The sequence below is a fragment of the Methanobrevibacter sp. genome (assembly GCF_045586545.1).
Lineage (GTDB): Archaea > Methanobacteriota > Methanobacteria > Methanobacteriales > Methanobacteriaceae > Methanocatella.
Genome location: NZ_JAZNAN010000086.1, coordinates 1 through 16,702, shown reverse-complemented (window position 1 = coordinate 16,702; position 16,702 = coordinate 1). Strand labels below are relative to the sequence as shown.

Here is a 16,702-nt window from a genome sequence, read left to right as displayed (position 1 = left end):
ATCCCCTGAAAATAGATTGCTTAGGACGCGAGTAGAAGACTTGTTTGATGGGGTAGGGATGTAAGCTTCGTGGTTTTTTTCCGAGTTGTTAAGTCCGCTGCTTCCAATTGTCCGCTTGCATAATTTTAATCATTTTCATATTGGTTTGTATATTAAGTATTGCGGTCATAGCATGGGGGTTATACCTGGTCTCGTTTCGATCCCAGTAGTGAAGTCCTTTTGTGTTTTGTTTGTGTACTATGGTTTTCTATGGGAATTTCATTTCGCTGCAAGCTCATTATATTATAATACCACCGAACCATGCCTTTATATGACTATCATTTATTAAATTTGCGCAATAACTAATTAGGCCTTTTTTATTTTTTATTAATTAGTTTTAGATTTGTTGAACGCTTTTTATATCCTTAAGGAGGATGATACTATAGCAACCAAAACCACTAACCATAATAAAGAGTTTATACAATCTAATATTTTCTCAAATGGGGATCTTGAACCATGCCCATTATGCAATTCCACTGAAAGGATTGTGGATAATCAGAGAGCTGAAATTTCATGTGCCCTCTGCGGTCTGGTTTTAGATGAAAGTCTAGTTGATAACGGTCCTGAATGGAGGGCATTTGACCATGAACAGAGAGACAAACGTACAAGAGTTGGGGCTCCATTAACATATACAATTTCAGATAAGGGGTTAACTACAACAATTGACTGGAAAAATAAAGACAGTAACGGCCGTATGATTTCTGAAAGAAATAGAGCTCAGATGTATCGTTTAAGAAAATGGAACAAAAGACTTAGAGTCTCTAGGGCAGGTGAAAGAAATTTGGCGCATGCTTTAAGCGAGATTGATAGAGTATCCTCAAAATTAGACCTTCCACGTTCTCCTGTTCGGGAGGATGCTTCAGTTATTTATAGGCAGGCCACTAAAAAACAACTGATTCGTGGAAGAAGTATTGAAAGTATGGTTGCGGCTTCTATTTATACTGCCTGCAGACGTTGTGATATTCCACGTACTTTAGAGGAAATAAGTGAAATGTCTCAGGTTCCTAAAAAACAAATCGGGAAAAACTATAGGTTTTTAGCAAGAGAATTGAATATCAAACTAAAGCCAACTTCTCCTGTTGATTATATCCCAAGATTTGCAACCAGATTAGGTTTATCCAATAAAGTTCAGATTAAAGCAATTGATATAATAAATATATCCATGAAAAATGGTTTCAATTCCGGAAAAGGCCCTACTGGAGTGGCTGCTGCAGCATTGTATATTGCCTCTATGCTGTTGGGGGAAAGAAAAAGTCAGAAGGTTGTTGCTGGTGTTGCAGGTGTTACTGAAGTTACAATCAGAAATAGATATAAAGAGTTATCTGAACTTGATTTAGGTACATCTTTATAATTTTTTTTTAACCTTTCATTTCTTTAAAATATTGATAGTAAATTATTTATGAATCAGGATTTAAAGATAGTATTACAAAATATGGAGGTTAATTGATGAAATTCAATAAAGTAATTATTCTTTTGATTATATTAGCTCTCATTGCTAGCGTCGGAGTAGTAGTTGCTGAAGATGCAACAGTCGAACCTTATACTTTCACTATTCCTGATGGTTATACCATTGCAACTAGTGATGATACAACTTGCGCAATGCAAAAAGATGAATTCAATGCTATTTCTTTCGCTACTGGTGTTAGTGATGATTTAGAAGCAGCAAAACAAACATTCATTGATCAAGGTAAAACTCTTCTTCAAGAAGAGAATATGAACTATAATGATATGGACATTGTACTCCAAGCATTTTCTACTGAAGCTGGTGGAACTACATTATATGTTTATAATTATGTCATGTTATCTGCGGACGGCAATTTTGTAGTTACCGTTACAACCGATGATGCTGATTTTGATGCAGATTTAAACTCTCAAGACAACCCTGCTGCGACTATTTTTGATACAATACAAGTTAACTAGATTAACTTGTTTTTTTCTTTTTTAATTTTTTTGGATAATAATTAAATATTATTTTTTATAAAATATTATTGTCGTATCATTTTTTGACCAATGCCTACGGTCCTTTTATGAGGAAAGTTTTAGCTGTCGATGATTAGAAGAAACCCAGCATTGGATAGGCTGCCAGTTTCGAGGGTTGCTCGAGGAGCGAAGGGTAATCTAGCGATGATTCAAGAGAGTTAGTATACTGGCAACACTCATCAAAATATTTATTACTTATCAAATGCTCTTACCAAAAAGACATTTTATATAGGAGTAATAAATATGGATATGCACGAAAAAGATGAGCAACTTTTAAGAAGCTTTTGTGATGAGAGAGGCCTTAAAGATGTAACATATGACAGCTATGCCACCGCCATTGGTTTGTATTCCAGATACCATAAAAAACCATTCTACCAGTTGTTAAAAGAAGCCGAAGAGGAAGAAAGAGAAGAAATCAAATGGAAGCACTCAAAATTGAGATCCAGACTTCTTGGATTCAGAAACCATCTGATGAAAAAAGGACATCTTGGAACTACAGTCAAAAATTATGTCAGTAGGGTTATGACCGTATATGAAGAAGGTTTTGATATTGAAATCGGTAAGATGCCAAAGTTAAATCAGAAAAATATCAAAAAGCCTATGCCTATTTCTTATAATGATTTGCCCGACAAGGAATTGCTTAGGCATATCCTGAAGATGGTCAATCCGTTGATGAAAGCAATTATTCTGTTTATGACAAGCAGCGGATGTGCGAAAAGGGAAACTTTAAACATCACTATCCAGGATTTCATTGATGCTACCTATGAGTATCATCACAAGGACAATATAGATGATGTTATTGAAGCGTTGCACGGCCGTGATGATGTGGTTCCATCCTGGAGGTTAAGAAGACAGAAAACCAACAAGTACTATACCACTTTTTCAAGTCCTGAGTCCACAGCAGAAATAATTCACTATCTTGTGATAGATGAGAGGGAACTTACAAATTCAACTCCTCTTTTTAATATCAGTTCCACTCACATGAACAATACTTTCGGCAAAATCAACAACAAGCTGAACCTTGGAAAGGCAGGTTCCTACAACCGCTTCCGTTCCCACATGCTGAGGAAGTTTCATGCAAGCCAGCTTTATAATGACGGTTTGAGCATGGATGAAATCGATGAGCTTCAGGGCAGAGGAAAGGATCAGACCAGAACTTCCTATTTCATGGAAGACCCTTTGCGTTTAAGGGAAAAATATATTGAGCATATGGGTGCAGTCACAATCAATCTTGATGTTGAGAGGTTATCCATCAAATCTCCGGAGTTTCAGGCAATGGAGAGTGAAAATCAAAAATTGAATGCTGAACTGGATGGTCTTAAGAGTGAAGTTGATTATATCAAAAGAGCTTTGAGAAATAAGACTTAAAAGTTCTTTTCCATTTTTTTATTTTTTTTAACTACAATTTTTCAACATGATGGTTTCATCATGAGTTTGATTTATACATTTTACTATTTCTTATCATATTTTTTTGTCAAATTGTTTATAGAATTTTGGAAAAATACATGCCTTATCTTCAAGTATAACATTGTAATAATTAAACAATTTTGATATTTTATCAAATAGAAATGTTTAAATAGCCAAAATTACAGACTAGTATTAGCCATTACTAACTGGGAGCAATTTTACGAAGTGGGAGCAATTTTCCACTCTCGTACAACTTTTTTTTAGTAAGGCTTTAAAACCAGTTTAAGGAGGTAAAATATCAAAAAAAAAACAGTGAAAAAAGATTATGAAAAAATAGGCATAATACAAGTGGGCAAGTAGAAAAATAAAAATAATTATGCATGCGACGAAACAAGCTAAAAATTAATACTTTTCAAAACTTAACCCAATATCTAGTTTATTTTAAGGAATATATAAAGATTTTCAAATTAAATAAAGCAAAACTTATTTTATTCTAAATATTGCGATTGAGAATTGGATATTGATTTTACCAACATACTATTTTTATTTTCAAAGACTTCTGGCCACTTGTGTGTTTTAGATTGTAGACCATATAGTCCCATCCAAGATGATGGGCAAAAAGGGAGATACAAAAACATGTGTGAAGTAATAAAACCCCGGCCTAACGAAATAATAATTTTCAATAATTTCAGGGCACTTGAAGAAGCCATTGACGAAATTTCACAAACAGAAAACATCAGAAATGAAAGGGAATTCTTCGAGTCATACAGAATCAAGATATGAAACTTGATTAAACACGTTAAGACGAACTAAAAATTTAAGATAAAATCGGGAGTCTAAAAATAATGTTGGAACAAGAAGTAAATGGAGAAACCCATGTTTTAGTCCCAAAAGACATCTGGGCTAGAATATGGTTGGTCTTTGATAGAATTGAAAACTTGGGTGAATTCAAATGAATGGTTATTCACCTATTGCATTAATTGAGGTTGATTAATTATTACAACCTCAATTAATCAATTTGAAGACAATTTCTGCGGCATTTTAACTCACAGTGGTGAGGTCAAAATTGCCAAAGGTGATGTCGAACAGGAAATCCTCTATATCGATGACGACGGTATCGTATTGGTGGACGGTGGAAAAAAGGCATACCAAACAGCAATACACTCCAAGCTATTGCCATTGATTCATTATGCAACAGCTGGAGATACAGGATTCATCAAGTTCATAAGAGGAGAAGCATATATTGTCGGATTCAGGAAAAACAGGAGTGACTGACATGGAAAATACAATTCTTGAAATGCAAAAGGATTTGGATGAAGGACATTTCATTGCATTCGTATCTGCAAATGAAAATCCCTATTGTGCGGTAATGAAATCAGATGAATTGAATTTCCCGGACAGTAAAACAGTTGTTATTCACAAAAACGATGGCAGAACTACAATAATTAACTTGAATTTTATTATTGAGGTCTGCATCAGGAGAGTTGGTCAGTATGCCTAAACCAGCACGATTATATCCAAAAGAAGAACCGATGGATCCCAATCCAAAAATGATTTTTATTGGAAGCATGTTATTTGCCGTGGCTATCGGCTGGATTGGAATAGCAACAAGTACAGGAGGATTATAAATCAATCCTCCCAAATTTTTCAAGGTGATAAAAAATGGTAAAAGCAGAACTAATAGAAGAACCACAAGTGAGTGAAATTGTCGCTGCTGCTGATAATATCCCGGATGTTGGTGTAGCTATTGAACAGTGGGACGCTTATCAAAAACTCTGCAAAGGGTTACTCAATGACAGTGACTATCAGGAAATCATAGTCAAGGAAAAAGACGAAGACGGAAACTACGTTAAAGTGAAAAGACACTTCAAGAAAAAGTCAGCATGGCAAAAGCTATCCCGCGCATTCAATGTTGATACTGAAATCATTGACCGTGATTTGGAGAGAACCAAAATGGGCAGAATCAGAGAAGCATACTACTGCGTTCGTGCAACCTTGCCTAACGGCAGAAGTGTAGAATCAGATGCACTATGCTCTAGGTCTGAGAAAGGAAAAGACAAAGTGTCAGACCACACAATAATGTCAACTGCAAAGACACGTGCAACCAATCGTGCAATAGCTGAACTGATAGGTGCAGGTGAAACATCAGCAGAAGAGATGACAGCAGAAAAGATTGTAACTCAATCAAAATTTCTAAAAGAGGATAACTCCTCTTAAAAATTTTTTAGGAGAGAATTAAAATGAGTTTTGAAAACACAAAACAAACCATATTTACCTGAACAGAATTGGACTTTGAAGAAATAGTTGAAATACCAGACGGATATGAAAAAGCCGAACTAAGGGACTTTGAAGATGGCACTTTAATAACCGGCAGGCCTGAAATGTCATCAGTCACATCATACACTTTCGATGATGGAGGTGAGGAAAAAACTGTAAACCGTTTCAAGTTATTCATTTTCAAAGACAGCGAAAAACTATACGTTGAAATAAATGTGAATCTCAAAAATGACGGCGACCTTCACAAAAACATCAGAAAAGGAAGTGTGCTCTTTGACTTCATAACATCTATCTTAGAATTGGAAAATGCAGGTTCAGTAGGCAGATCTAATATCCTTAGAAACGTCAACCTTGCTGAATACCGTGAATTCGTCAATAGCTTAGATGAAATGACCATACAGGTTAAAGAGAAATCCGGAAGCTACATCTATTACAGTTTCATTGTACGTGATGTCCAAGTAAAGTAAATGGAGTATAAACATGAGTAATGTAGCTGAATTACCGACAAAGGATACAATAACCCTAATCATCAACAGAAAGAATGTGGATAAGGTTACATATGTATTTAAAAATAGGTACGGTAATAAAATTGGGGAGTATACTAATAAATCTCCAGCTACATTATCTTCCCAAAGTAATGTCGCAAGGCAGTTCAAACAAATCGTAAATCCTAAAGGTGACCTCAAACCCAGACAGGTCAACAACCAGTTCAGTGAACTAAAACAGCTATTGCAGCTTAACTATGAAAATGAACTATCTGTAATTGAGCAGGAAATAGCTGACAAAAAGCAGGCCGAACAGCAAAAAGATACCTCAAAATTAAAGGAAGCTATCACTAAACTGCAATCGCTGGACTGTCCATTGATTTATATTGGAAGCATTGTTGAATGGTTTACAGCAGGTGAACGCAACAATATCCTTTATGCATTTACTGTATATGCAGGTCAAGTCATTTTGCAAAATCCGGTATCAGTAATATGTCTGGGTGAGGCAAGCAGCGGCAAATCCCACATCCAGGAAACCGCACTGAAACTGATTCCTAAAAGATTTGTTGTCAATGAAAAGAAAATCACTGAAGCGGCACTCTTCAACCGTGCCAAAAAGGACAAATATTTCTATGACGGTAAAATCGTTAACTATGGTGATATGGGTGGAAGCAACGACCATGAATTCATGGAAGAGTCTAAAAACCTAATGAAGGAACTCCAATCCGACGGCTTTCTAAACAAGCCTTTAAACATTTCCGATGGTGAAGGGGGATGGGATGTAAAAGATTTGGAGCTTGTCGGCAGGCCCTGTCTTACATACACTACAGTGCCTAACCATTATTTTGATGACCAGGAAATGAGCAGAAGTATCTTTATCACTCCAAGAATGGATAACCAAAAGATATTCAATCAAAGAAACAGTGCACTGGAATTCAAGCATGGACGAAGCTACAAGATTCTAAAGCAATATGAAAGGGAAGCTGAGCTAGTGCCATACATGCTGCTGCACCTTAAAGAAGTCTTTGAAGATATTGTGGTGATTAATCCATATGTATATTTTCTCATAAACTTCCTTAAAAACTCTTCTTTCTATAAAAGGGATTTTGACAAGTTCAATGGACTTTTAAAAACAATAACGGCCTTGAACTATTACAACCATGAAGTCTATGACATTGGCGGAAAGAAGGTGATATTGACAAATATTGCAGATGTGCAGCTGTTTATGAGCCTGCTTAAGCCATACAAGGAAAGTATATCAGCCAACCTTGCTCGAAAGCTGTTGAGGTTTTGAACGATATCAGAAACAATATTGATGAGTGGAGAAGGAGCAAGGATAGGGAAGTGCTGGATATGGGAATCACAACCAACGATTACTTCTCACTTCAGAGCCTCGGACTGAGCAAGGCATCAGCAAGAAAATACATGTATGAACTGGCAGACAAGGGATTTCTACAGATTACTGATCATGTCGGCAGATCCAATGTATATGATTTGGCCAAAAGTGAAGTTGAATCCATAAACTATGACTTAAAGCATATTGACGATTCAACATATGAAAACATCTGCTATGAGATTGGTGAATGGGTTGTAGACATTATGAAGGAAGATAAATTTGTTGAGGGGTTAAGTATTATGAACTTTGATTCAACGGTTAAAAAACCAACATGGATAGATAAAAAACTATAAAAACTGAAAAAACCATGAAAACCATAAAAACTAAAAAACTATAAAAACCATGTAAACTTTAAAAAACTTTTTAAAAAGTTTTTATAAAAAATTGCTTACAGTTGTTTTTAGGATAATTGAAGGATTTTATGTTGGTTTTGGTAATGTGGTTTTTATTAAAAAATTAAGGTTTTGAGGATAAGTGGGGGCAAGTTTAACAAGTGTCCCCGCATACTCTGGAAAAATATGGTTTTTTAAAATTTCATTTTTGTGAAAACTAAGGAGAATCATTATTATTTGATTTAAAGATTTTCAAAGAGTTTTTAAAAAAACCATCCCAAAAGTTCTCAATAGTTTTTATGGTTTTTAAGGTTTTTATAAAAATTGATTTTTATGAAATCTATAAAACAACAGATAATTGAAGCCAAAAAAGAAAAAAGAGAAATGGAAGAAGAGATGTGGTTTGTAGATTACTGCAACAACTGCAAAACAGGATTGGCTTCAAAACATGATGTTTCCTGCCATCATCCATACTACTGCTGGCATGAAGGCGAAGCAGCTATTGTGCAAGCAGGGATTGTCCGGATAGATGAGTTTAGAAGGCAACATGGATACGTCACATCACAGATGTATTGGCAATATAAGGAGTTGAGAAAAAGGCAGCGCCAGTTAATCTGGCTAGGCAGGAGAGAATTATTAAGGAGTTAAATAATAAATCAGTTTGAGTTATGATATAGAAAAACCTGATATGTAAATGTTAATTTGTATGATTAAAAATCACTATTATTGCTTGGATCTCTTAAAGAAGAGAATAATCTAATTGATACAATTTAACCAAAACAATATTATTTGATTATTAAATGTTGCAAGTATTAAATAATTTTTACATGATTAATTCAACAACCAAACTTATAGAAATTAACATATTCCGAATACTTATCTAACATGGTACCGTAAACTTCATATTCCATGGCTTTATTTTCTTTATCTAATTTAATATAACAATCTCTTATGGAAAAATAAACCATTATATCAATTTTACCATATTTTAAAGATAATTCAAATAAATGTTTTGCTTCTTCAAACTTGTTCAGATGCCAACAAACTTGTCCATGCAGAAAATAAATTTCAGCATCATTTTTAAATATTTTAGAGCTATATTCTATTCTTCTTAATGCTTTATCCCAATCCTCGTTATCAACATAATATTTAATATAATTCAAATGAGCATATCTGTAATGAGGACTCAATTTCAGTGCATGATGAATATCTATGATATGTTTTCTTTCGTTAAATGCAAATTTAAGATTATATGCTTCTGTTTTTTGCCGATTTGAAGATGATTTTTTAATTACATGATTGAGAAGACGATTAGTATGGTGAATATCATCGTCACGAATTAGATTTGCTTTTAAAAGATATGATTCATATTTACATTTTTTAGATCCTGATACTCTCAATTCTTCAAGAATATTCAATGCAAATTCCTCATGGCCACGTTTATAAAAGCAAGGAGAAGTTAATATTCTTATATCGTTCTTATTATCTGAAAGGGACATTAAATCATCATAAACATCTTTTGCTAAATCAAATTTATCCATTGCTAAATGCAAATCCAATAATAAATATTTTGAGTAAATATCATCATGTTTTACTAAATATTTAGATAATTCCAACAGGGATTTCATTTTATCAAATTCTGAAAATATCAGAGATTTATCAAGAAATCGTTGTCCATCATCTTTTTCTGGATCAATTTTTGAAAATAATGATTCTGCTTCATCAAATTCATAGTACTCACATAGTAATAATGCTTTATTATATAATGCTTCATAAAAGTTAGGAAAAATTTCCAACACTTCATCATAATATTTGCAACTATTTTCATAGTCTCCTAATAATCTATAACAATTACCTAAATTCACTTTTGCTTTTACAAAATCTTTATTTTCAATTAATGTTTTCTCATAATAATCCATTGCATCAAAAATTCGATTTAATGAATGATATGCATGACCTAGATTAAAAAATAAATGATCTTTATTAATAATTTCGTTTTCACTTTCAGATAAATTTTTAACAACAATTTCATAATTGTCCTTAGCTTTTTTAAATTCGCCCAAGTTCATCAAATCAGATGCATACATGGCTCTAGCATTATTATCATTAGTTTTTAAAGCTTTTTCATATGATTTTTCAAATAAATCTAATTCACCATATTCACAATATGAATGTCCTAACATTGCATAATGAGTATCATCACCAATATCGACTAAATCAGGATTATATAAATTATCAAATTTTTCGTTAAAAATTTTCTCTAAATCCTCTCTTAATTCTTTAAATGAATGATATCTATTATTGGGAGTTTTTTCCAGACATTTGTGAATAATGTTATTTAACTCAGAATCTAATTTTGGAACAATAGTATTTTGGTGAATATCAAACCAATCTTTTGAGCCATTATTAACAAAAGGTTTAATTCCATTATTAACTAATTGGTATAAAACAACACCAAAACTATAGATGTCTGATTCTACACTTCGTTTGCCTTTAAAAACTTCCGGCGCCATATATTCTAAAGTTCCACATGCATTATTAGCATAATACTGATTAACAAGGTTTTCATCAGTTGATTCAAACAGTTCTAAAAGGCCAAAGTCGGATATTTTAACTCTATTGAAAAAAATCAGAATATTGTCTGGTTTAATATCTCCATGAACTTTAATTCCAGAATCATTTATAAATTCCATTCCATGACAAAACTGTATAGACCAATCTAAAATCTGTTTTAAATTTAAGGGATCATGTAAATAATGTTTTAAAGTTTGTTTTCCATTGACTGGAACTATTGGTTCTAAAATTAGAAAAGGTCTTGCGTCAATAATTGTAGCAATTATTGCTGTAACAATATTTGGATGGGGTTTTAGTTTAATCCATTCGAGTGATTCTAATTTGAACTCGTCAAAAGTGTTTTCTTCATAAATAAATCTGTCTTGAAATGTTTTTAAAGCATGGCATTCATCAGTTTCAATATTTCGAACTAAATAAACTACGCCTAAACCAGATTCATCATTTTCGTTAATTTGTTCGTTCCCTCCAAAAATCCTAACTACTTCAAACATTTCACCTAATACATCCCCAATTTTAATATTTCTAATCATTATATCTTCCTTTAAACTATATCTATTTATATAATAATAGTCTATTTTCTTTTTACGCAACAATTATTCTTTAATTGATTTAAATATGATTGATTTTCATTATTCATCAGAATTTTCATTAAGATAATGTTTAACTAAATGCATATTTATTTTTTCATCAACGAATTTAGATATTTGTCTAGTGTTAACTAAATCGTCTGAATATTTTTTAAAATAGTTAATTATTTCTTCTTTATCAATTAAATTTTGATCTTCATCAGTTAACAAGCCATATTTTCTGTTAACTTTATTTACGAGAATTTTTTCAATAGCTTCTTTATTTAATTTTTTAAATTCAATTATTTTATCAAATCTAAAAAATAAAGGGTCGCCTATATTCTTCCTAATAGCGTTTATGTTAAGATAATTTGAAGTGCAAATAATTATCGAATTTTTTAAGGAAACTTTATAATTTGAATCCTCAAATATACCCTCATCAAATAATTGATAAAAAGCATCATGAAAAACATTAGCGGCTTTATCAAATTCGTCCAATAAGATTATGTTAGATTCACGTTCAAGTAAATCTCTTGAAAAAGATGCTTGCATATGGGCACCACCAAAAAGGTATTCAGAAAATTTATTATTTTGAAACATAGAAAATTGCTTTCTAAATAATTCTTCTCCTATAACTTCAGATAAAAATTTTGCAGTTTCAGTTTTACCAACACCGGATGGTCCATAAAAAAGTAAACAAATAGGTTTATCATCATTATATCCTTTAAGTAAATCATATAATGAAATTAATAATTCATCTTTAACATGATTCTGACCAATTATTCTCTGATTGAACTCAGCGTTAATTTTCAAAAACTTTTCTGAGGTTAATTTAGGATAATCATAAACTTCAATTGTTACATCATCATAAGTATTCTTTATCAACCGTTTAATATTTTCAGGAGGGTTTTGAAGATAAATTTCGTCAAACTCTACTGTTTTCAAAAGCATATCAAAATTTTGTATAGCACTTTCGCTTATTCCAGAATAGTTTTCAGAATATCCTACTAGAAAATCATAAGAATCATAATATCTAGTTATTTTACCATCAGCAATTTTAACAAGGTCACTTAATAGCAAAATATCTCCTGAAGGAACAAACTCTTCAAAAGCTTTTTTAGGACCGAAGAAAATTTTTATATCAACCATTGATAATCCCTGCCAAGATTACATCATAAACTTTAAGTTTAGTCTTATTAGTGTTTTTATTTTCTAATTCTTTAATATTGTTAGGTATATCATCACTAGGATTTAATTCATTGGATATATCTAATAAATATTCTTCAGTTTCACCTACGAGAACACCATAGTATGTTAAATCCATTTTAGTTAAATCAGAAAGAGTATAATTATTTCTAAAAGAATTAATATTGAATCTTAAAACAACTTTGTCTTTACCATCTTCTGCAATCATCTCATAATGTCCTTTTCCATCTTCAAATACATTGTCCATTGAAGAAATGTTGATGGGTATATTCATATCATCTGATAGATTATCGGAGAATATCTTTAAAAATGGAGTAAACATCTTAAAAAATGCAAAAGAATTAGGATAGGCGCTCACTGTGTAATTTTTAAATTCTTTGATTTCATCTTCATTTAATTCTTCAATAAAATCGCTCAATAATGAGCTGGTAATAGTTTTTTGAATAATTGTGGTATCCGAATCACCATAACTTAAATTACCTTCAGCTTTGGCTGTCCCAATTAAAAATGGTAATTTGGCCCATAATTTACCTTTAAGTGATAATTCTTTAATTTTTTTATCTTCACTTAACTCTTTATTCATTTCATCTAATATTCCGCCATTTTTAATAATTAAATAATCTGTTGCTGAAATTTCATCAAAATAAATAATCTTTATAACCTTGGATTTGGTTTTCTCATCTTTGCTCATAGTTACACCACTGGAGTATTTCAATAATTTTTAAATTGAATAAGTGTTATTCCAATTTTTACATGCTTAAATGTCTTAATTTAGTAAATCATTTTGCAGTTCTTAAAAAAATTTTCGTATAAATTCTATTAATGCAGTAGGTATTGCATTTACATTTTATAATGGTTGGTTGTTGCCATCTTAATTCTTTCTTGTTATTAATATTTATTAATACTTGTATAATTATTGTTCGAGTAAGTACGAACTATATTAATTTTTGTATATGGCACATGACAATATTTATTATCTAATTTATATAAATAAAATAATAAATAATATAATAAAAAAATATGTTGGAAATGATGCTATGGGAATTACAGATTACATTAAAACCAGATTACTGAACAACCGTGTAGAGCAGTACAACACCAAGCGCAGCTATTGGGGTGAAAGTGAAAGACAACCTAGGGTTGATGGGATCAATACTGGCCTTGATTTGCTGGATGCTCTTCCTCCAGTAATCAACAAGACAATAGCTAATGCCAGATATGCTGTCAAACTTGACGGTTACACTTCAGGAATTTTGAAAAACAGAATTGATAAAGCTAATGTTAATATGGTATTGGTGGACAAAGAAAACAAGCTTTCCCAAGAGCAAAAACTTACATTAATCCTTTGGGCCAGAAAAATCGACATCAGACAAGTGGCCAAGGAAATCCTGCAGGGAGGAATGGTTGATGGTGAAGGCCTAATCAAACCAGTTGAAAGATGGGACAAATCAATAGGAAAATATATAAAACCGATATTTCTGGAAATAGGTGCACATGGATATGGACTTAAAAAGGAATTCAACGATGACAATGAAGTGCAGCTATACTTGCATGAAATGCCTAAGGATGTTGTCAACGGATCTCCGGAGGATTTCAACAACTTCATCAGTGTTGAAGCGGGAACATTAACGGTCAAATACGAGCCGGAACAGGTCATTAACTTCATGTATAATGAAATATACTCAGAAGCCCAGAGTATTATCCTGAACTGTCTTGATGACATTTATCATAAATGCAATCTTGAAAGAAATCAGGTTGAGAGAATCAATAAGGACAATATCATTGAGGTCAAACCATCAATTGATGATAACGGCCGTCCTTACATTATGGAACTTTCTTCTACAGCAAAGGAAAATTTATATGCTGATTATGGGACAACTGCTAACAGTAATGTAGCTATTGTGCCTCCAGGAATTGAATCCAAAATCTTAGGTGGTAACAACTACCAGTCAGACTATACCAGACAGACTGAAATCTTCAGAAACAATATCTTAAGAACTTTTGTAACTCCTCAGTCTCAGGCAGGTAATGAAAGGTCAAATCAGAACGTTGCTGAATACATTAACGATTCAGCCATTACAGGATTTATTGTTAATGTGGCCAATGACCAGAAATGGGTTTTAAAATACTGTAATCAACTTTTAAAGATGCAGTTGGAACTGATGGGTATTGAAGAATCATTAAACATTTACTTCAGTTATTCAAGAGATGATGTGATAAGATATATTATGAAACTTTCAGCCAATGGCGATGAAATCTATAAGAACTATCTCACAAACTTTGAAGAGGAACAGCCTGTCGGTGAGAGAATTTCATCTGAGAGCGGAAATGAAATATAATAAAAGTTTATATAAAATAAATAATAAAATATATAATAAATAATATAATAAAGTGATAATATGAAACATGAACTTTTTGAAGTCGGATCATATGACTACTCTGACCTAGATGATAGACTTGACAAACCTGTGAAATGGACAGCTGAAGATCTAAAGCAGATAGCTGAAAATTATCGTGGAGGAATTCCTTTAACTTCCGAGCACGATAGGGTTTATATAGGCATCGGAAACAACATAGTTTTTGAAGAGGATAAGGGAAAGCTATTCATAGACCTTCCGGATGAACTGGACATGAAAGGAAAAGGACTGTCACCAAAAGTTGATGTTTTACTGAAAGATAATGGAGATTCATTTGGAATTGATACTATGAACTTAATAGATGTTGGCGTAACCAAAAACCCAAGAAAAATAACTTTATTGAATTCTGAAATAACCGGTGAGACTGGAGAAACTGGCGAGAAAGGAGACACTGGACCTAAAGGAGATACTGAAAACACAAAAACTACTGGAGATACTGGACCGGCCGGGCCGACTGGGGCGACTGGAGCTAGCGGTACTAGTGTTACTATTAAAGGTTCGTATAACACTTACCAGGAACTGATAACTGCTCATCCGACAGGCAATCCTGGCGATAGCTATATTGTAAACGGTTCCCTTTATGTTTGGAATGGAAACGCTTGGGATAATGTAGGAAACATAAAAGGAGACACAGGTGCAACAGGGTCAAAAGGAGATACGGGGGAAGGTAGTGATGAGGAAGCTGGATGGAAACTGCCAGTCGATCAGATACTAACAACAACAACCTTGCCGACAGGTATTAGTGCAGGATATCGTGTAGCTATTATCACAAGTTCAGTAATGGCCATAAAAGAGTATGATGGAACTTCCTGGAAGACAGAATCACTTGATCCATATTCAGTGATACCATTAAAGCATTCGGGAGGTATACAGATGTATCTGGCAAAATCAACAGGGCCAGTCTATATGGGTGTTGAATACGGTGTCTTCGGTAAGTTTAGGTTTATGACTCAATCAGCTTATGATGCGCTAAGTAGCTATGACAGTGATACAATTTATTTTGTAAGAAGTTCATAAGTGATAATATGAAACTGTCTGATGAAATGTTAAATGAGATTAGCTATGTGCAAATTTCAAGTTACAGAACAAAAGTAATGAAATCCTTAGATGGAGATGTAAAGATTCCAACTCAAATAGCTAAAGATTCAAATATTATGCCAAATCATATTTCAAAAGTATTATCTGAATTAAAAGCTCATGAATTAGTTGAATGTATTAATCCTGAAGTTAGAAAAGGTAGATTGTATAGGCATACAGATAAAGGTGAGCAAGTTGTTAAAAATTTAGAATAACATATTTAATTCTTTTTTAAAATAAATCTTGCGTCTTGCCCATCACCATAAACAGTTTTAAGAGCATATTCATCAGAACAAATATCATCTAGTTTTTGAATATCACCAAGCTTATCAAAGGCAGGCATTAAATCTCCTTCAATAATGATGTCAAGGTATAATCATCTATTTCTGTAATATTAAGTTGAGGGTCTTGTGCAAGAGCATTAATTGTTTCATGTATCTTAATTAGTATCATATAAAATTAACATGTTACAAAAGATTTATTTATTAAATAAAATATAATTATTATTGATAATTGATTATTATAATTGGAGATACTATGGGACATATAGAGGATGAGCTTGATTTAATAGATTTTATTAAAAATAACCTTGAATTTTCAAAAAAATGGGAATCTAAAAGCACTGAAAATAAATATGTTCAAAATGTGTTGAATCATGCTAGTAAACGAGATACTGGTTATCATGGTGAACCAGATCTAATTTATTGTAATGATAATAATCAATTATTGATATTACTTGAAAATAAACCTAGTGTTAAATATCATGTGGGAGATAAAAAAAATCCTCAGCCTACAAAATATGCTGTTGATGGTATTAAAAAATATCTTTCTTTTTTTATGCATGATATGTTAGATATTTCTTCAGAAAATCTTAAAAATTGGAAAATTATTGGTATTGCATTTTCTGGAGATATTTTCGATAAATATAATCATAGAATAAATACAT

The 16,702-nt window shown here is 32.4% G+C and carries 20 protein-coding genes and 2 rRNA genes; 18 read left to right on the top strand and 4 right to left on the bottom strand.

Going from position 1 to position 16,702, the window contains the following annotated elements; all coding sequences use genetic code 11:
- From ACKI3D_RS06780 to ACKI3D_RS06715, 14 genes are all read left to right on the top strand, one after another.
- A 23S ribosomal RNA gene (locus ACKI3D_RS06780) occupies positions 1 to 127 on the top strand; the annotation flags it as partial.
- A gap of 30 nt (positions 128 to 157) precedes the next feature.
- Positions 158 to 275 (top strand): 5S ribosomal RNA (rrf, locus tag ACKI3D_RS06775).
- Between the two features lie 182 nt (positions 276 to 457).
- Positions 458 to 1,390: a transcription initiation factor IIB gene (locus tag ACKI3D_RS06770; protein WP_407393164.1), complete on the top strand. Its 933-nt coding sequence runs from the start codon at positions 458 to 460 to the stop codon at positions 1,388 to 1,390.
- A gap of 95 nt (positions 1,391 to 1,485) precedes the next feature.
- Positions 1,486 to 1,959, top strand: a complete 474-nt coding sequence (locus tag ACKI3D_RS06765; RefSeq protein WP_407393163.1) for a hypothetical protein — start codon at positions 1,486 to 1,488, stop codon at positions 1,957 to 1,959.
- Positions 1,960 to 2,262: 303 nt separating this feature from the next.
- Positions 2,263 to 3,387 (top strand): tyrosine-type recombinase/integrase, encoded by a 1,125-nt coding sequence (locus ACKI3D_RS06760; RefSeq protein WP_407393161.1) that lies wholly within the window; start codon positions 2,263 to 2,265, stop codon positions 3,385 to 3,387.
- A 675-nt stretch (positions 3,388 to 4,062) separates the two neighbouring features.
- Positions 4,063 to 4,209 (top strand): hypothetical protein, encoded by a 147-nt coding sequence (locus tag ACKI3D_RS06755; RefSeq protein ID WP_407393160.1) that lies wholly within the window; start codon positions 4,063 to 4,065, stop codon positions 4,207 to 4,209.
- A gap of 339 nt (positions 4,210 to 4,548) precedes the next feature.
- Positions 4,549 to 4,701, top strand: coding sequence for a hypothetical protein (locus tag ACKI3D_RS06750; RefSeq protein ID WP_407393158.1), 153 nt, complete (start codon positions 4,549 to 4,551; stop codon positions 4,699 to 4,701).
- 1 nt (position 4,702) lies between these two features.
- Positions 4,703 to 4,927 (top strand): hypothetical protein, encoded by a 225-nt coding sequence (locus ACKI3D_RS06745; protein WP_407393156.1) that lies wholly within the window; start codon positions 4,703 to 4,705, stop codon positions 4,925 to 4,927.
- Positions 4,920 to 5,054 carry a hypothetical protein gene (locus ACKI3D_RS06740; RefSeq protein WP_295588924.1) on the top strand — a complete coding sequence of 45 codons (135 nt, stop codon included), beginning with the start codon at positions 4,920 to 4,922 and terminating at the stop codon, positions 5,052 to 5,054. Before ACKI3D_RS06745 ends, ACKI3D_RS06740 begins: the two co-directional genes overlap by 8 nt.
- 34 nt (positions 5,055 to 5,088) lie before the next feature.
- Complete coding sequence (locus ACKI3D_RS06735; protein ID WP_298521085.1) at positions 5,089 to 5,643, top strand: hypothetical protein; 555 nt, start codon at positions 5,089 to 5,091, stop codon at positions 5,641 to 5,643.
- Between the two features lie 68 nt (positions 5,644 to 5,711).
- Positions 5,712 to 6,170 (top strand): hypothetical protein, encoded by a 459-nt coding sequence (locus ACKI3D_RS06730; RefSeq protein ID WP_407393154.1) that lies wholly within the window; start codon positions 5,712 to 5,714, stop codon positions 6,168 to 6,170.
- Positions 6,171 to 6,183: 13 nt separating this feature from the next.
- Positions 6,184 to 7,482 (top strand): hypothetical protein, encoded by a 1,299-nt coding sequence (locus ACKI3D_RS06725; RefSeq protein WP_407393152.1) that lies wholly within the window; start codon positions 6,184 to 6,186, stop codon positions 7,480 to 7,482.
- Positions 7,479 to 7,877, top strand: coding sequence for a hypothetical protein (locus ACKI3D_RS06720; protein ID WP_407393150.1), 399 nt, complete (start codon positions 7,479 to 7,481; stop codon positions 7,875 to 7,877). Before ACKI3D_RS06725 ends, ACKI3D_RS06720 begins: the two co-directional genes overlap by 4 nt.
- Before the next feature lie 372 nt (positions 7,878 to 8,249).
- Complete coding sequence (locus tag ACKI3D_RS06715; protein ID WP_407393149.1) at positions 8,250 to 8,564, top strand: hypothetical protein; 315 nt, start codon at positions 8,250 to 8,252, stop codon at positions 8,562 to 8,564.
- 188 nt (positions 8,565 to 8,752) lie between these two features.
- Here ACKI3D_RS06715 and ACKI3D_RS06710 read toward each other — a convergent pair whose 3' ends face one another.
- The 3 genes from ACKI3D_RS06710 to ACKI3D_RS06700 form a co-directional block, all read right to left on the bottom strand.
- Positions 8,753 to 11,020, bottom strand: a complete 2,268-nt coding sequence (locus tag ACKI3D_RS06710) for a protein kinase domain-containing protein (RefSeq protein WP_407393148.1) — start codon at positions 11,018 to 11,020, stop codon at positions 8,753 to 8,755.
- 99 nt (positions 11,021 to 11,119) lie between these two features.
- Positions 11,120 to 12,205, bottom strand: a complete 1,086-nt coding sequence (locus ACKI3D_RS06705; protein ID WP_407393147.1) for an AAA family ATPase — start codon at positions 12,203 to 12,205, stop codon at positions 11,120 to 11,122.
- Positions 12,198 to 12,953 (bottom strand): DUF6414 family protein, encoded by a 756-nt coding sequence (locus tag ACKI3D_RS06700; protein WP_407393146.1) that lies wholly within the window; start codon positions 12,951 to 12,953, stop codon positions 12,198 to 12,200. The genes ACKI3D_RS06705 and ACKI3D_RS06700 overlap by 8 nt, the downstream gene beginning before the upstream one ends.
- A gap of 346 nt (positions 12,954 to 13,299) precedes the next feature.
- Here ACKI3D_RS06700 and ACKI3D_RS06695 point away from each other — a divergent pair, with 346 nt between their 5' ends.
- Genes ACKI3D_RS06695 through ACKI3D_RS06685 form a run of 3 tightly spaced genes read left to right on the top strand, consistent with a single transcriptional unit; the run spans position 13,300 to position 15,971 of the window.
- Positions 13,300 to 14,601: a hypothetical protein gene (locus ACKI3D_RS06695; protein WP_407393145.1), complete on the top strand. Its 1,302-nt coding sequence runs from the start codon at positions 13,300 to 13,302 to the stop codon at positions 14,599 to 14,601.
- Between the two features lie 60 nt (positions 14,602 to 14,661).
- Complete coding sequence (locus ACKI3D_RS06690; RefSeq protein WP_407393144.1) at positions 14,662 to 15,696, top strand: collagen-like protein; 1,035 nt, start codon at positions 14,662 to 14,664, stop codon at positions 15,694 to 15,696.
- 8 nt (positions 15,697 to 15,704) lie between these two features.
- Complete coding sequence (locus tag ACKI3D_RS06685) at positions 15,705 to 15,971, top strand: transcriptional regulator (protein WP_330009847.1); 267 nt, start codon at positions 15,705 to 15,707, stop codon at positions 15,969 to 15,971.
- A gap of 5 nt (positions 15,972 to 15,976) precedes the next feature.
- On the opposite strand, the gene ACKI3D_RS06680 is transcribed toward ACKI3D_RS06685, so the two are convergent.
- Entirely contained in the window at positions 15,977 to 16,099 is a 123-nt protein-coding gene (locus ACKI3D_RS06680; RefSeq protein WP_330009846.1) for a hypothetical protein, read from the bottom strand.
- A 194-nt stretch (positions 16,100 to 16,293) separates the two neighbouring features.
- Between ACKI3D_RS06680 and ACKI3D_RS06675 the strand changes: the two genes are divergently transcribed.
- Positions 16,294 to 16,702, top strand: a 409-nt coding sequence (locus tag ACKI3D_RS06675; protein ID WP_407393141.1) for a hypothetical protein, incomplete at its 3' end; no start/stop codon positions are given.

What these genes read in the sequence shown, in the direction of transcription:
- ACKI3D_RS06765 (WP_407393163.1), top strand. Translation starts at nt 1,486, where the DNA reads ATGAAATTCAATAAAGTAATTATTCTTTTGATTATATTAGCTCTCATT.
- ACKI3D_RS06760 (WP_407393161.1), top strand. Translation starts at nt 2,263, where the DNA reads ATGGATATGCACGAAAAAGATGAGCAACTTTTAAGAAGCTTTTGTGAT.
- ACKI3D_RS06755 (WP_407393160.1), top strand. Translation starts at nt 4,063, where the DNA reads ATGTGTGAAGTAATAAAACCCCGGCCTAACGAAATAATAATTTTCAAT.
- ACKI3D_RS06745 (WP_407393156.1), top strand. Translation starts at nt 4,703, where the DNA reads ATGGAAAATACAATTCTTGAAATGCAAAAGGATTTGGATGAAGGACAT.
- ACKI3D_RS06740 (WP_295588924.1), top strand. Translation starts at nt 4,920, where the DNA reads ATGCCTAAACCAGCACGATTATATCCAAAAGAAGAACCGATGGATCCC.
- ACKI3D_RS06735 (WP_298521085.1), top strand. Translation starts at nt 5,089, where the DNA reads ATGGTAAAAGCAGAACTAATAGAAGAACCACAAGTGAGTGAAATTGTC.
- ACKI3D_RS06725 (WP_407393152.1), top strand. Translation starts at nt 6,184, where the DNA reads ATGAGTAATGTAGCTGAATTACCGACAAAGGATACAATAACCCTAATC.
- ACKI3D_RS06715 (WP_407393149.1), top strand. Translation starts at nt 8,250, where the DNA reads ATGAAATCTATAAAACAACAGATAATTGAAGCCAAAAAAGAAAAAAGA.
- ACKI3D_RS06710 (WP_407393148.1), bottom strand. Translation starts at nt 11,020, where the DNA reads ATGATTAGAAATATTAAAATTGGGGATGTATTAGGTGAAATGTTTGAA.
- ACKI3D_RS06705 (WP_407393147.1), bottom strand. Translation starts at nt 12,205, where the DNA reads ATGGTTGATATAAAAATTTTCTTCGGTCCTAAAAAAGCTTTTGAAGAG.
- ACKI3D_RS06700 (WP_407393146.1), bottom strand. Translation starts at nt 12,953, where the DNA reads ATGAGCAAAGATGAGAAAACCAAATCCAAGGTTATAAAGATTATTTAT.
- ACKI3D_RS06695 (WP_407393145.1), top strand. Translation starts at nt 13,300, where the DNA reads ATGGGAATTACAGATTACATTAAAACCAGATTACTGAACAACCGTGTA.
- ACKI3D_RS06690 (WP_407393144.1), top strand. Translation starts at nt 14,662, where the DNA reads ATGAAACATGAACTTTTTGAAGTCGGATCATATGACTACTCTGACCTA.
- ACKI3D_RS06685 (WP_330009847.1), top strand. Translation starts at nt 15,705, where the DNA reads ATGAAACTGTCTGATGAAATGTTAAATGAGATTAGCTATGTGCAAATT.
- ACKI3D_RS06680 (WP_330009846.1), bottom strand. Translation starts at nt 16,099, where the DNA reads ATGCCTGCCTTTGATAAGCTTGGTGATATTCAAAAACTAGATGATATT.